The organism is Nitrospira japonica (assembly GCF_900169565.1).
Lineage (GTDB): Bacteria > Nitrospirota > Nitrospiria > Nitrospirales > Nitrospiraceae > Nitrospira_C > Nitrospira_C japonica_A.
Map to the genome: position 1 here is coordinate 1,484,327 of NZ_LT828648.1, position 13,805 is coordinate 1,498,131.

Genomic DNA, 13,805 nt, shown 5'->3' on the forward strand with positions numbered 1-13,805 from the left:
ACTATGGACCGGGCGATCGCGATCGACGTCTCTCATCTGTCCAAATCCTACGACGGCCATGCGGCCGTAACCGACATTTCTTTTCAAGTCTATACGGGAGAAATCTTCGGACTGCTCGGGCCCAACGGCGCCGGAAAGAGCACGACGCTGCGCACGCTGATTACTTTGCTGGCGCCCACATCCGGCTCCGCGCGCATCCTGGGACACGACTCGGTCAGGGATGCCGATACGGTCAGGCAGTTGATCGGCTATGTCCCGCAGGAGCGGGCCATCGACCGGTTCTTGACCGGACGCGAGCATTTGGAACTGCTGGCCGCCCTCTACCATCTGCCGAAGGCCGAAGCGGGTCGCCGGATCATCGAATTGCTGAAGCTGGTGGAGTTGGAATCGCACGCCGACCGTCCGGCGAAGACCTACTCGGGGGGCATGAAACGCAAGCTCGACATCGCCTGCGGTCTGCTCCCGAATCCGAAGATTCTCTTTCTGGACGAACCGACGTTGGGTCTGGACGTCCAGAGCCGGCTCCGTATCTGGGATTACATCCGCATGCTGAAGGCCAGAGGAATGACCGTCGTCATGACGACGAACTATCTGGACGAAGCGGATCAGCTGTGCGACCGGTTGGCGATCATCGACGGGGGGACGATCAAGGTCATCGGTTCTCCGGTCGAGCTGAAGGTCGGGCTCGGCGGCGACATCGTCTCCCTGACGTTGAAGGAGACCGATCGCATTCAGGCCCTGACCTCTTCGCTCAAGGGTCAACCGGCGATTCGAGCCGTCAACGCGACGGCCACAGGATTGGACATCCGGGTCGAGTCGCCCGAGAAAGCGTTGCCGGCGATTCTGGAGTCTGCAAACCGGCTGGGCTGCGGGCTCAAGTTCATCCGATACAACCGTCCGCGGCTGGACGACGTGTTTATCGCCCATACCGGGCGCCGCATCCAAGAGGAAACTCCGAATGCGGGCAGTGAGTAGGTTTTCATTTTGTAGGGTTCAGTTCGCTATCGATAACTTACACTTCCAAACATAGAACTCAAACCCCCCTAGGAAACGATGAACGAGTACTGGCAAGAAATTCATGCCTTGACCATGCGGTGGGTACGGCGGTTGAGCCGTGAAAAATTCAGCATGCTGTTTACGCTGGTCCAGCCGATGCTGTTCTGGCTGATTTTTTTCGGCAATCTGTTCCAACGCGCCGCCGACTCGCAGGTCATGCAGGCTCCGAACTACATCAGCTTCCTTGCGGCCGGCGTCGTCGTCATGACGGTGCTCAACAACGGACTGGCCGGAGGGGTGGATCTCCTCTTCGACAAGGAAAACGGGTTCCTGGAGCGGTTGATGTCCACGCCGATCCGCCGGAGTTCCGTCATCCTGAGCCGGTTCCTCTTTGTGATGACGATCACCTCGCTTCAAGTACTGGTCATCCTGGGCGTGGCGTTCCTGTTCGGCGTCCGTCCGGCGACCGGCTTGCTCGGCATCGCCGTTATCTTATTGATCGGCATTTTGTTCGGCGTCGGATTGACGGCGATCTCGATGGCCATGGCCTTCTCTGTCAAAAGTCACGGGGATTTCTTCTCTGTCCTCGGGTTTCTGTCGCTCCCCATGATATTCTTGAGTTCGGCATTGGTGCCGCTCGCGGCGATGCCGGGATGGATGGGATTTCTTGCCCAGTTCAATCCCATGACCTGGGCCATCGATGCCGTGCGGCCTTTGATCCTCTCGAGTTGGGCCGACGCGCTTCCGCACGTGGGAATGGTCGTAGTGGTGATGATCGTCTTCGACGCGCTGTGTCTGTACGGCGGGGCCAAAGCCTTTCGCCGCGCGATGGGTTAGCGCGCATCGATTCCGCAGCGGTCGCGGCGTTGACCATCTTGCCGACGGGGTGGTAGAGAGTTCACCATGGTGGTCATTCCAGAGAGTCAGATTAGAGCCCTCATCAGATTGCTGGCCGATGAGGATGAGAGAATCGTCCAGACGATCAGCGACAAGCTGATCGACATCGGTCCTTCCGCGGTCCCCCTTCTCCAGGAAGCTGAAATCGAACAGCCGGAAATGGCCGAACGGATCGCCTCCGTCTTGGAAGAGATTCGGGGAGGCAAACTCGAAGACGAGCTGCTTCGCCTCGTCGCTGGACCGGATGATCAAGTGGATCTGGAACAGGGCGGGTTTTTGATCGCCCGGTACGCGTATCCCTCGCTCGACGTGCCGATCTATACCCGGCTGCTCGACGAGATGGCCCAAGAGGTACAGGACCGCATAGGCCCGCGCGCGTCAGGAGAAGAAACCGTCAAGACGCTGAACCGGTACCTTTTTACGGAACAGGGCTTCAAGGGAAACACCAAGAACTATTACGAGGTCGAGAACAGCTATCTGAACCGCGTGATCGACCGGCGAACCGGCATTCCCATCAGTCTGTCGGTCATCTACCTCCTGATCGGAAAGCGGCTGCGCCTTCCGGTCCACGGGATCGGCATGCCGGGGCATTTTCTGGTCAAGTACGAGTCGGATCGATACAAGATCTTCGTCGATTGCTTCAACGGCGGAGCCTTGCTCACCGAGAAGAATTGTCAGCGGTTTCTCACCGAAGCCGGATACGGGTTCGACGAGAAGTATCTGCAGCAAAGCCCGGTTCGCGCGATCCTCTCGCGTATGACCAAGAACCTGTTGGCCATTTACGCCAAACTCGACGATCCGATCAGAAAGTCCCGTCTGAACCGGTTTATCGAGATCCTGGGGTGTGACAACCGCGAAGGCGGTCTTTAAAGACTCGACGTACCAGCAAACGTGCGACTCGCCTTTTCGCTCGTTGCGGCCTTGCGCAAAACGATTGTGAGCAGCCTGCAATTCGGTAAGGGACTGGCTCCGGCGCGGCCGCGGCCTGTCCCTGTCTTCACGGGCGTTAAACTCTGATCGTCAACAGATCCTTCCCGATCGTGATCGGTCCGGTAAATTCCTCTCCCGCCTGTGCCCGCACGTCATACCGTTCGGCGATCGGATAGAAATGAGACAACACGAGGCGCCCGATCCCCGCCTCCTTCGCAGCCAGGCCACATTGCCCCGCATGCAGATGCGCTGCTCCCGGCTTGTTCGCGGGGAAGGAGCAATCGAGCACCGCGACATCGGCCCCGTCGCATAGCCGCAGCAGATTGCCGCAGTATTGGGTATCGCCTGAGTAGGCGACGGTCTTGCCGCGGTATTCGACGCGATAGCCGACACAATGCAGATCCGGCACGTGGGTCATGACACGGGGAGCGATCCGCGTCTCTCCGATCATGAAACTGCGGTCACTCACTTCTTTGAAGAACACACGAAAAGGCGGGGCGGAAAAGCTCGGGAACGTGGCCATGATCGTTCCAAGCAGCCGTTTCGATCCGCGCGGGCCGATCAGCGTCAGGTCCGGCCGCCAGCCTCCTCCGTATTTCATATAGATCACCGCATCGAAAAAAAAAGTGATGAAATCCGAGAAGTGGTCGGCGTGAAAATGGGAGAAGAGAATATGGGTGATCCGGTGACGGTTCAGACCGGTCTTCAGCAGGTTCGTCAACGTCCGCGGTCCGAAATCGAGGAGCAGCGTCTGATCTGTCCGGACCAGGTAGCCTGCGGCCGCGCGCGTAGGATGCAGGTTCGTGCCGGAGCCGAGAATCGTCAACTGCATGGTCTCAGAGCATACCTCGGGTTACGGAGACACCGGTTGATCAAAGCTGTCGCGCAACCTGGTCAGGAGGACGCGCGCCGTCTCCGCTTCTTCTGAATTCAATGCGCGTTCGAAATAGGGCCTCAGGAACGCGATGTGAGCCGCAAAGGTCTTTCTGAAGAGGACGGTCCCTTTGTCCGTCAGCGTGATCTTGATGCTTCGCCGGTCTTGAACGACCTGCTCGCGTCGGATCAATCCCTTTTTGACCAGGCGATCCAGTACGCCCGTCAGAGTGCCTTTGGTCACGAGTGTCCGCGCGGAGAGCTCGGAACAGGTCATGCCGTCCGTGTCGCCGAGCGTGGCAATGACGTCGAATTGCGAGGGCGTCAACCGCATCGTTCGGATGTGCCGGCTGTCGATACGCCAGAATGCCAGGTAGGTTTCCACGAGCGGGCGAAGCACACGAAGATGGGGATCGTCTTTCGGGTTGGGTAATTCCATAACCATCAGAGTAGTCCGTACTAGAACGAAGCGTCAAGAGCGAGCAAGGGACGGTCCGGTCATCCTCCGGCTCGCGGAATGCGCGCGATGAAGCAATGCTCGTTCGACGCGCGTATTCGAGGATCAACCAGACCGTCCTCGATGAAAGAGACGGCCGCGCGCAGCATCTCCTGTTGCGCCTGTCCGTTGACGGATAACGTTCCCATACCTATGATGCGGCTCCGATGAAGCGGTCAGAGTCCGGTCAGGTCAACCTCACGTCGATCTTCATTCTGTTGGGCGCGGTGATCGCCTGCGTCTGGATCTGGAAGCGCCTGGACCTGGAGACGCAGGAGTACGTGATCGACCAGGCGATTCCACTCGCTTTCGCCGGTATCCTGATCGGCGTGGCCGTGTGGGTGCTGGTGAGAGCCGTTCGCCGGAGGAAGACCAAGCGGCGCCGGCGAGAGCGACTTATGGCCCTGTTTCAGCGCGAGACCGCTCGTGACAAGCAGTTGGAGGTGGCGTTCGCATTGATCGAAGTGAACGAATATCGGACCGAAGGGTTGGAGCCGGTCATCCCGGCTCTGAAGGAACTCTTTTCAACCACGCTTCAACGCTCGCTCGGCGACAAGCAGCACCGCATCCGTGGAATGGCTGCCAGCCATCTGGGTGTTCTGCAGGATAAAAGCATCGTTCCCCTCCTGATCAAGGCTTTGGAAGACGATCATGCCTATGTCCGATCCTGCGCCGCATTGGGCTTGGGCCGTCTTCGCGCGGCCGAGACGCGCGATCGGTTGGTGCGTCTGATGGAGGAGGATTGGGATCAAACCGTCCGCAGCCGTGCACGCGAGGCGGTGGAGCGGATGAGGATGGGTACCTAGGACAGAGACACCGGATTCTCAGGCCGCCCGCGCACCCGCCTGCTCATTCACCCAATCGATGACCCCGATTTCCGGCTTGCAGCGGTACCGAAACGGCATGAACGACCACCCGATTCCCCGGTTGATATACAGGCGGTGGCGGCTGGTCTCATGCTTTCCCGCGATTCGACCGTTGCAGCCGGGGGGAAGCCAGAACGTAGGGATGCCGGGAAACCGCCATTGACCGCCATGGCTATGCCCGCAGAGGACGAGATCGACGGCATGATGTTCCCTCAGCTGGTCGAGGATGTTCGGCGCATGGGCCAGGAGCAGCGTAAAGCGCCGGTGTGCGGGCGGAGGGACGCACGAAAGATCGGCGCGATGGAGACTGGGATCGTCCACTCCCGCAATGGCCAGTTCCCCGACACCGGTCGGAATGTAGGCGGTCTGGTTCACCAGCAGCGTGATTCCGTGACGGTCCGCCAAGCGTGAAAAATCAGACGGTGGGACCCCGCTGTAATGGTCGTGATTTCCCAGGGTGACGAAAACCGGAGCGACAGAACGCAAGTTGGCGAGAAAGCGAAACAGATGCGGCAGCCCTTCCGGAACATTCAACAGGTCGCCTGTAATGAAGATCCAATCCGGCGAAAGTTCCTGGACCGCCTCGACGATTCGGTCATGGCGCGGTTGGTAGCGGTCGAGGTGCAAATCGGTCAGGTGAACGGCGCGGCGTCCCGCGAGCGGGCCATGGACTTGCGTGATAGTGGTGACTTCGTGCTGGCCCAGACCGACTTCCAAGTCCGGTACCAGGCTGAAAAGGCGATAGAGCGGCTCACTCAAACAGGATCCGACCCACGAACGGATGCGATCGGGCCAACTGATCTGCCGGACCGTCATTTCATGATCCGATCCAGGTCCGCCCGGTCCCCGGCCGTGACCCGATATCCTTGGTCGTAGAGGAGACTCATGCCTGTCATGACTTCGTCGAGACTGCGGACTTGATACCAACGGTCGAATCGTTCCGTGAGAGTGGCCACGGGACCCTGCGTCGGATCGCTCGGGTCCAGTGTCAGCGAGAGGGACGCAAAAAGATCGCGAAGCTCGGTCGCATTATACGTATAATCGTCGTTTCGATCGGCCACCAGGGCCAGTTCATATACCGTGAGACCGATGGACAGTTGGGCCTGGGTTTTGGCGAAATCATCCCTCGCTGCATCCATGCCTTTCGGGTAGATGGCCGGACAATCCTTTTCCGGCTTCGAAAAGGCGCTCGGCTGCCAGTGAATGCCTTGAACGACCGGCGGAGGGGTCTTGGTTCCTTTGTAGAACCACGACAAGCAGGTACTGGCTTGGGCGAAAGCCACTTTGTCCCGCTGGACATAACGGATGACGTGCCGTGAGAATCGCGGGAAAATGCTATCGTCGATCGCCGGCGTCGCTTGCGCAGAGGTGAACGCGGCGGTGACGGCGAGAAAAATAACGACCGGGGCGGCCGGACGTGTGCATCGCAAACGCTGAGCCAGCATGTGCAAAGTATACCATGACGGGTGTCGAAATCTGACGGCCAGGCCGACCGGTTACGGGCGTCTTCGTCGACGGTACGCAATGAGGTTGTCATGAGCCATCCCTATCTCACCGCCGCACTTCCCGGGATCGGCGGACGCATCAGGGTCGTCCCGGAGGATTTTCAGGTGGAAGAGATGCCTTTGTATCTTCCCTGCGGGGAAGGCGAGCATCTCTATATCAAGGTCGCCAAGCGATTACTGTCCACGCCGGATCTGATTCGTCGACTCTCGTCGGTCTTGGGCGTCAAGGTGCAAGGCATTGGATCCGCCGGTCTCAAGGATGCACGGGCCGTCACGACTCAAATGCTGTCTCTGCATGGCGTCACCGCGGAACGCGCGGCCGGGATCAAGATCGACGAACAGGTGTTGTCAGTGGAGATTCTGGGCCGGCACCGCAACCGGCTGCGCCCCGGACATCATGCGGGGAACCGATTCCGACTGGTGATTCGGGATCTGGAAGACCACGCGCATCGGACGGTGCCGCTGGTGTTGCAGATACTCCAGGAGCGGGGGGTGCCCAATTATTTCGGTCCGCAGCGGCAGGGCAGGCGCGGAGACAATTATCAGGTTGGGGCCGAACTCTTGGCGGACGAGGCCAGGCGCCGAAAGATGAGCCGCGCCAAGCGCATGTGGTATCTGAACAGTCTCCAGTCTCACCTGTTCAATCAAATTCTGGCCCGGCGGGTCGATCGGTTGGACCGGGTGTTCGCCGGCGATTGGGCAATGAAAACGGAGAACGGGGCGTGTTTTCCGGTCGAAAACGCCGAGCAGGAGCAGCCACGGGCGGATCGATTCGAGATCAGTCCGACGGGGATTCTGTTCGGCTCGCGTGTGTCCTGGGCGGATGGGGAGCCGGGAATAATTGAGCGGGAAGTGGTCAGCGAAAACGGCGCGACACCGGAGGGTCTCACGGAAGCCGCCAAGGCCTGCGGATTTCGAGGCGAACGTCGGCCGTTGCGCGCGAAATTGGATCAGGTCGAGTGGGCTTTGGACGGCAACGTGTTGACCTTGGGTTTTCCCCTTCCCCCGGGCGCGTACGCGACCAATGTGCTCCGGGAGCTCATGAAGACTCCCGAGTAACGGGCATCCGCCTACCCCGCCGTGTAACGGTTCCTCTCCTGCGCCGATTGGCCTCGCATGATAAAATCGATGAGAGACTTCGTATGGCAGAAGCGCAGGAAACTGTCGTCCTCAAGGGCCACATCATCGATTCGCTGATTCTGGCGAAAGTGCTGGATACGATTCTGATGATGGGCGGCACGTTCGATCTGCGCGATGTGTCGATCGGGAAAACCAGACAGGAGCCTTCCCTCGCACGCATTCTCGTGCGGGCCTCGTCCTCTCAGCTCTTGACCGACATTCTTCGCGCCGTCCAGCCTCATGGCGCCGCCGTCGAGCGTGAAACCGACTGTCACTATGAGCCCGCTCCGACCGACGGGGTGTTCCCGGAAGACTTCTATGCCACGACGCACCTGCCGACCCAGGTGCGGTTGGAGGGCCGATGGCTGGATGTCGAGCGCATCGAGATGGATCTTGGGATCGTCGTGGATCCGAAGGCCGGGCGTGTTCGAGCGGCTCCGATGGGTGATGTGAGGCGGGGTGAACTGGTCGTGTGCGGCCGGTCCGGCGTCCGTGTGAGCCCGCTCCAACGTCCCCAGGAGCACGATGTCTTCAGCTTCATGGAGTCGCAGGTTTCAGCCGAGCGGCCGCACGGTCACATCATCGCCGACGTGGCCTCGCGGATGAAGATCCTGCGTGACCGAAGCCGGCAGGGACTTCCTGACAGCCACGTCCTGCTGGCGGGTGGGCCCGCCATCATTCATGCGGGAGGGAGAGAGGCCCTGACGTGGTTGATCGAGGCGGGCTTCATCCAGGTGCTGTTCTGCGGCAACGCCCTGGCGGCCCACGACATGGAGGCGGACCTGTACGGCACCTCCTTGGGGTACGGCCTCTCGGCCGGCCGAGCCGTCCCGCACGGACATGAGCATCATTTGCGGACGATCAATCGCATACGCGCCATTGGCGGCATTGCCACCGCCGTCGAGCGCGGGGTGATCAAACAGGGAATCATGGCAGCGTGTGTTCGGCAAGGGGTGCAAATCGTCATGGCCGGTACGATTCGCGATGACGGACCGTTGCCCGGGGTCATCACGGATTCGATTCGTGCACAGGCGGCGATGCGGGCGGCGATCCCAGGAGTCGGATTGGCGTTGCTCGTCGCGTCCACGCTTCACTCCGTCGCGACAGGCAACTTGTTGCCGGCCATGGTTCCGACGGTCTGCGTCGACGTGAATCCGGCCGTCCCCACCAAGTTGGCCGACCGAGGGAGTTTTCAAGCCGTCGGGTTGGTCATGGATGCGGCCTCATTCCTTCGGGAACTCGCGCGCATCCTGGGTGCGGTGCTGTAAGTCGAGCATCTTCCGCGAGCACCTTTGCGAGCACCTTCGATGGATGTCGCGGTACCTGTCAGGAAGACCCTGCGATGAGCCGATGCCGCTCAGACATTCGAATGACTGAGACCGGCGCATGAGGCACGAGATTGACCACAATTCGTACGGAGTCATGGGATGAGCCGGCTATTGGTCTGTCCGCCGGACTACTTTGCCGTCGATTACGAGATCAATCCGTGGATGCACCGGTCCAACGTGGTCAACACAGAACGGGCGATCGCACAGTGGCATCGCCTCGTCCACGTATTGGAAACGGAGTTGGGCGCGACGCTCGAGCGGATGAAGCCGGTTTCGGGCCTGCCGGATCTCGTCTTCACCGCCAATGCCGGCGTGGTCTTCGAGGGGAAGGCTGTTCCAAGCCGGTTCCGGTATCCCGAGCGGCGGCCCGAAGAAACCCATTTCGAAGCCTGGTTCCGGGAGCACGGCTACGGCGTGACGACTCTGGATGAAGGGCTATACTTCGAAGGCGCCGGGGATCTTCTGGGTTTTCCCGACGGCTGGTTCGGGGGTTACCGGCAGCGGTCGGACATTCGCGCCTTTCCCGTCTTGAGCGATCTCTTCGGAAAAGAAATACTCCCGCTCGAATTGGTGGACGGTCGATTCTATCACCTGGACACCTGCTTCTGCCCGTTGAGCGGAGGAGAGTTGTTGTACTACCCGCCTGCGTTCGACGACTATGGGCGAGCCACGATCAAGGAACGGCTCGATGGCAGGCGGCGGCTCGAGGTGCCGGAGGAGGAGGCGCTCAAGTTTGCCTGCAACGCGGTGTGCATTGGCCGGCAGGTGGTACTCCCCGAGAATTGTCCCAAGACCATGACCCTCCTGGAGTCTCAGGGCTATCAGCCTTATTCCCTCCCGCTGGACGAATTCATGAAGTCGGGCGGGTCTGCCAAATGCCTGACGTTGGCGCTCTCATGATACTCAGAAAGGCCGCGTGCTGCGTTCTCGAATCGCCCGATACTCTTATTTCTTCCTGAGTAGAAACGCACCGTACAGCCCGGCGATGGCGATCGTCACGAGTTCGATCGTCAACAATAGGCGGCTGACGATGGCGTCAGGGGCCGGAGGATCAAGCATGAATCGAAGCCCGAGAAATTCCGGTTCCTGCGAAGGAGGGGCTTCCCAGGGAGGAAAGATCACGGCCAGGATGAGAGCGGCCACCATGCTATACAGGGCACGAAGATTCAAGGATTCCGGTGTATCTTGAGGCGCGACCGGCTTGGCCGCCGCCGGCGGCTGATCCTGAAATGAATAGGCATCGAGACGCTGGCCGCATTGCGTGCAATACCGGTTCAGCTCCGGGAGTTCTCGACGGCAGGATGGACAGAGTTTCATAGGCGATTGCCGTGGCAGGCTACACGGAATCGCGGCAATTTTCCAGATGGCAGATTCCTGGAAACCTCGCCCGTCAGAAATGAAAGCTGACGCCGAGGCTGAGGTTCAATGCTCCATAGTTGGCCTTGAATGCGAACGGATCCGCGGCGGGATTGTTATCGTTCGATGAGTAGTTCATTCTGGCCCAATGATACTGGGCCTCGCCGAACAGCGCCCATTTGCGGGTGAGGTAGTAGCGGCCTCCTCCTTCCACGTTGAGGCCGATGTTCGTCGCCGACTGCCCGGGAGGAGCGGTCGGACCGGTCAGTTTTCCGAAGAACAGCGCCGGTCCCACGCCGACGTAAGGCTGAAAACGGTATTTCGGGTATCGGAACATGAGCGTCGCCACATCCCAGATGATCATGCGTTGATAGACGCCGGAGAACGTTCCCAGGTTGGCTGTTCCGCCGGGACCGCTGAGCGTCAATGGTCCCTGCTTGATGTGGGGGTTGGCAAAGGACACGCCGGTCTCGACGCCGATCCAACGCGCTTTCGAGAAATAATGACCGAGCTTGGCTCCCAGCATGATCGAGTTCTTCAACGCCTGGTCCGAGTCGATGGTGAGGCCTCCGATGCCGTTCTGTGTGACTTCGCCGTTGCTCAGGGGTTGTGGGAACGTCATCCCGACCTGGCCGCCGACGTAGGTCTCCGCCCGCAGGGAAGTCGTCAGTGCGAACGTGCAGCTCAGAATCGTCGCCAATCCGATCGGCCAACTGCTCAGTCGTATGATGCGCATGTGTCGGTTCCTCGCTGGCTTTGTGTAGTTCGGGGATATCCTATCGGTCGATCGGATTCCCGCGAAGACAATTGTGAAATCCAGGAGAGGGTGAGCAAGCCATGTGCCATCTGCCTGCGACCCAAGGGCCTGAATATGCGCCGATCGGGTCGACTCATCTTTCCGCACTGTCTGTTTCGTCACTCTGATTGTACGGGTTGTGAACACTCGTCGATTGACAGCGGAAAGAGCGGATTTCTATAATCGGCTTCCACCAACGTGCGGCTGCCCGAATCAGCGCAGGGCAGCTCCGACCTGAAATCTAGTCACCATGCCAATCACACGTATCGGAGTCATCGGTGCCGGAGCCTGGGGAACTGCCCTCGCCAAGCATTTGGCCGAGAAAGGGCTGCTCGTACGGCTATGGGCCTATGAACGGGAGGTCGTCGAGTCGATTCGCGCGTCACGCGAAAACCGGCTCTTTCTTCCCGGTGTGATGTTGCCGCGGTCGTTGGCCGTCACCAATATTCTGGGAGAGGCGGTGCAGGATTGCGACGGCCTCCTGTTCGCCGTTCCGTCGCATGTCGCCCGTCCCGTGTTGCGAGAGATGGCTCCGCTTCTTTCTTCGGGCATTCCGGTCATCAGCGCGACCAAAGGGGTGGAAGAAGATTCACTTCAGTTGATATCCCAGATCATGGACGACGTGCTTCCCCGGCATATGCGTGACCGAATTCTGGTCCTCTCAGGACCGAGTTTTGCCGCAGAGGTGAGCCAAGGCCAGCCGACCGCGCTGTGCCTGGCCGGCCGCGACGGTGAACTGGCTGCCGCCTTTCAAGCCGCGTGCATGACCTCGGCGTTGCGGATTTATGCCGACAGCGATCTCATCGGAGTCCAACTGGGCGGCGCGCTCAAGAACGTCATGGCGTTGGCCGCTGGAGTCGTCGACGGCCTGGGCCTCGGCCACAACACGCGGGCGGCGCTGATTACCAGAGGCCTTGCCGAAATGGTCCGCCTCGGTACGGCGATGGGTGCGGATCCCAGAACCTTTTACGGCCTGTCCGGGGTCGGGGATTTGGTGCTGACCTGCACCGGAACTTTGAGTCGCAACCATACGGTCGGGGTCCGGTTGGGCAGGGGGGAAAAGCTGGAAACGGTGTTGAGCGGCATGCAGGCCGTGGCCGAAGGGGTCCGAACCGCAAGGGCCGCGCTCGGGCTCGCCCGCCGGTCGGGAGTCGAGATGCCCATCGTACAGGAAATCAACGCCGTGTTGTTCGATGGAAAGTCCTGTCGTCGCGCCGTGACCGATCTGATGGAACGTGGCGCAAAACCGGAGAAGGGCATCGCATGACCAGGCAGACTCTCGAACGGATGTTGGAGCGTGTCCGCCTCGGACGATTGTCGGTCCCGCAGGCCCTGGACCAACTTCGCTCCCTGCCGTTCGAGGACTTGGGCTTCGCCTCGCTCGACCATCATCGGGCGATCCGGCAGGGATTTCCCGAGGTCATACTCTGCGAGGGAAAAACGCCGGCTCAGGTGAGAAGCATCGCCAAATCCCTGCTCAAGCATCACCGGCCGTTCTTGGCGACAAGGGCGACCCCGGAGGTGGCCGCGGTCATCACCAGGCTGCACCGCCGGGCCCTCTATCACAAGGATGCCCGCGTCGTCGCCGTCCGTGATCCCGGCGTCCGGCCGGTTGGATTGGTGCTGGTCGTCACGGCGGGAACGTCGGATGTACCGGTCGCGGAAGAAGCCAAAATTACGGCGGAAACCATGGGAAGCCGGGTCGAAACGCTCTATGACGTCGGCGTAGCCGGGATTCACCGGCTCCTGGATCGCCGCAGCCGCTTGCTGGCGGCGAGGGTGATCATCGTGATCGCCGGCATGGACGGCGTGCTGCCGAGCGTCGTGGGCGGGCTCGTATCCTGTCCGGTCGTGGCGGTGCCGTCGAGCCGCGGCTATGGAGCCAGTTTCGGAGGAGTGGCGGCCTTGCTGACCATGCTGAATTCCTGTGCGGCGGGCGTCGGCGTGATGAACATCGACAATGGATTCGGCGCCGGATGTCTGGCGCACCGGATCAATGTGCTTGGCACCGACGGTGATGACCCGGGCCGCGCCGGCTAACGCACCTCGATCGTTCCCCGCTTCGGCCAGGAGACCATGAGCGTTCTCGGCCCCTTCTCGCCGTTGGCCAGGAGCTTGGCACGCATCTCGTAATGATACAGGCCCGCACTGGCCGGCATCTTCTGGTGGTCCATCCCATCCCAGGTCAGGACGATGGGAAGCCGCGGAAACTCCGTGTGAGTGGCCGTGGGAATCTCATGATCGTCGAGCGGCTTGCGCGTGGAAATGAAGCGGATCGACGTCTTGGACGGAGACGTCAGCAGCGATGAGATCTCGAGCAGGGTTGCGCCGTCCAAGTCCTTCGGGAGCTGCACCACGGCGGAGAATTCCAACTGGCCCGCCGATGCATTGTACGGCGTCGGATTGATCTTGAACTCCAGGATCTTCAGATCCGGTTCCGGCCGCGGCGTCCGGGGAATTTTTGATTTCGCGAGGACCGGTCCCGACGTGAGGAACAGGATCGCCAGAGAAAGGCAGAGCCAGCCACGAGCGCCACGGCTTGACACGCCGGTCTTTACGGTCTTCTCTGGGACAGGGAGCGACACCAACATGCGGCTGTCTGACGGTTCACAGATTGTCGTGAGGCGGATGATTCGCATCCGT

17 protein-coding genes are annotated in these 13,805 nt (G+C 60.5%); 9 read left to right on the forward strand and 8 right to left on the reverse strand.

What is annotated here, in order from left to right; all coding sequences use genetic code 11:
* Nucleotides 1-3 precede the first annotated feature (3 nt).
* The 3 genes from NSJP_RS07120 to NSJP_RS07130 all read left to right on the forward strand — a co-directional run bounded on the left by NSJP_RS07120 (nucleotide 4) and on the right by NSJP_RS07130 (nucleotide 2,763).
* Nucleotides 4-975, forward strand: coding sequence for an ATP-binding cassette domain-containing protein (locus NSJP_RS07120; RefSeq protein ID WP_080886220.1), 972 nt, complete (start codon nucleotides 4-6; stop codon nucleotides 973-975).
* A gap of 78 nt (nucleotides 976-1,053) precedes the next feature.
* Nucleotides 1,054-1,833 carry an ABC transporter permease gene (locus NSJP_RS07125; protein WP_080886221.1) on the forward strand — a complete coding sequence of 260 codons (780 nt, stop codon included), beginning with the start codon at nucleotides 1,054-1,056 and terminating at the stop codon, nucleotides 1,831-1,833.
* A 66-nt stretch (nucleotides 1,834-1,899) separates the two neighbouring features.
* Complete coding sequence (locus tag NSJP_RS07130; protein WP_080886222.1) at nucleotides 1,900-2,763, forward strand: transglutaminase-like domain-containing protein; 864 nt, start codon at nucleotides 1,900-1,902, stop codon at nucleotides 2,761-2,763.
* A 136-nt stretch (nucleotides 2,764-2,899) separates the two neighbouring features.
* Here the strand turns inward: NSJP_RS07130 and NSJP_RS07135 are convergent, their stop codons facing one another.
* From NSJP_RS07135 to NSJP_RS19205, 3 genes are read right to left on the reverse strand one after another with little or no spacing between them, the layout of a single operon-like run.
* Nucleotides 2,900-3,655 carry an MBL fold metallo-hydrolase gene (locus NSJP_RS07135; protein ID WP_080886223.1) on the reverse strand — a complete coding sequence of 252 codons (756 nt, stop codon included), beginning with the start codon at nucleotides 3,653-3,655 and terminating at the stop codon, nucleotides 2,900-2,902.
* Nucleotides 3,656-3,676: 21 nt separating this feature from the next.
* On the reverse strand, nucleotides 3,677-4,141 hold the full coding sequence (locus NSJP_RS07140; RefSeq protein ID WP_231989507.1) for a MarR family winged helix-turn-helix transcriptional regulator: 465 nt from the start codon (nucleotides 4,139-4,141) through the stop codon (nucleotides 3,677-3,679).
* Between the two features lie 53 nt (nucleotides 4,142-4,194).
* Nucleotides 4,195-4,341, reverse strand: coding sequence for a hypothetical protein (locus tag NSJP_RS19205; RefSeq protein ID WP_155969968.1), 147 nt, complete (start codon nucleotides 4,339-4,341; stop codon nucleotides 4,195-4,197).
* Between the two features lie 18 nt (nucleotides 4,342-4,359).
* Between NSJP_RS19205 and NSJP_RS07145 the strand changes: the two genes are divergently transcribed.
* Nucleotides 4,360-4,998 (forward strand): HEAT repeat domain-containing protein, encoded by a 639-nt coding sequence (locus NSJP_RS07145; RefSeq protein ID WP_080886224.1) that lies wholly within the window; start codon nucleotides 4,360-4,362, stop codon nucleotides 4,996-4,998.
* A gap of 18 nt (nucleotides 4,999-5,016) precedes the next feature.
* On the opposite strand, the gene NSJP_RS07150 is transcribed toward NSJP_RS07145, so the two are convergent.
* Both NSJP_RS07150 and NSJP_RS07155 read right to left on the reverse strand, forming a co-directional pair.
* Entirely contained in the window at nucleotides 5,017-5,874 is an 858-nt protein-coding gene (locus tag NSJP_RS07150) for a metallophosphoesterase (RefSeq protein WP_080886225.1), read from the reverse strand.
* Nucleotides 5,871-6,503 carry a hypothetical protein gene (locus NSJP_RS07155; protein WP_080886226.1) on the reverse strand — a complete coding sequence of 211 codons (633 nt, stop codon included), beginning with the start codon at nucleotides 6,501-6,503 and terminating at the stop codon, nucleotides 5,871-5,873. Before NSJP_RS07155 ends, NSJP_RS07150 begins: the two co-directional genes overlap by 4 nt.
* A 90-nt stretch (nucleotides 6,504-6,593) precedes the next feature.
* On the opposite strand from NSJP_RS07155, the gene truD reads away from it, so the two are divergent.
* From truD to NSJP_RS07170, 3 genes are all read left to right on the forward strand, one after another.
* Nucleotides 6,594-7,622, forward strand: a complete 1,029-nt coding sequence (gene truD / locus NSJP_RS07160; RefSeq protein WP_080886227.1) for a tRNA pseudouridine(13) synthase TruD — start codon at nucleotides 6,594-6,596, stop codon at nucleotides 7,620-7,622.
* A gap of 83 nt (nucleotides 7,623-7,705) precedes the next feature.
* A complete protein-coding gene (locus tag NSJP_RS07165; protein WP_080886228.1) occupies nucleotides 7,706-8,950 on the forward strand; it encodes an ornithine cyclodeaminase, nickel-pincer nucleotide-dependent in 1,245 nt (414 codons plus the stop codon).
* 159 nt (nucleotides 8,951-9,109) lie between these two features.
* Nucleotides 9,110-9,910 (forward strand): dimethylarginine dimethylaminohydrolase family protein, encoded by an 801-nt coding sequence (locus NSJP_RS07170; protein WP_080886229.1) that lies wholly within the window; start codon nucleotides 9,110-9,112, stop codon nucleotides 9,908-9,910.
* Between the two features lie 45 nt (nucleotides 9,911-9,955).
* On the opposite strand, the gene NSJP_RS07175 is transcribed toward NSJP_RS07170, so the two are convergent.
* Both NSJP_RS07175 and NSJP_RS07180 read right to left on the reverse strand, forming a co-directional pair.
* Nucleotides 9,956-10,327, reverse strand: a complete 372-nt coding sequence (locus NSJP_RS07175; protein ID WP_080886230.1) for a zinc ribbon domain-containing protein — start codon at nucleotides 10,325-10,327, stop codon at nucleotides 9,956-9,958.
* 73 nt (nucleotides 10,328-10,400) lie between these two features.
* Nucleotides 10,401-11,102: an outer membrane beta-barrel protein gene (locus NSJP_RS07180; protein ID WP_080886231.1), complete on the reverse strand. Its 702-nt coding sequence runs from the start codon at nucleotides 11,100-11,102 to the stop codon at nucleotides 10,401-10,403.
* 310 nt (nucleotides 11,103-11,412) lie between these two features.
* Here NSJP_RS07180 and NSJP_RS07185 point away from each other — a divergent pair, with 310 nt between their 5' ends.
* Complete coding sequence (locus NSJP_RS07185; protein ID WP_080886232.1) at nucleotides 11,413-12,429, forward strand: NAD(P)H-dependent glycerol-3-phosphate dehydrogenase; 1,017 nt, start codon at nucleotides 11,413-11,415, stop codon at nucleotides 12,427-12,429.
* Nucleotides 12,426-13,202, forward strand: coding sequence for a nickel pincer cofactor biosynthesis protein LarB (larB, locus tag NSJP_RS07190; protein WP_080886233.1), 777 nt, complete (start codon nucleotides 12,426-12,428; stop codon nucleotides 13,200-13,202). The genes NSJP_RS07185 and larB overlap by 4 nt, the downstream gene beginning before the upstream one ends.
* Here larB and NSJP_RS07195 read toward each other — a convergent pair.
* Nucleotides 13,199-13,753 (reverse strand): hypothetical protein, encoded by a 555-nt coding sequence (locus NSJP_RS07195; protein WP_155969969.1) that lies wholly within the window; start codon nucleotides 13,751-13,753, stop codon nucleotides 13,199-13,201. The genes larB and NSJP_RS07195 overlap by 4 nt on opposite strands.
* Nucleotides 13,754-13,805 lie beyond the last annotated feature (52 nt).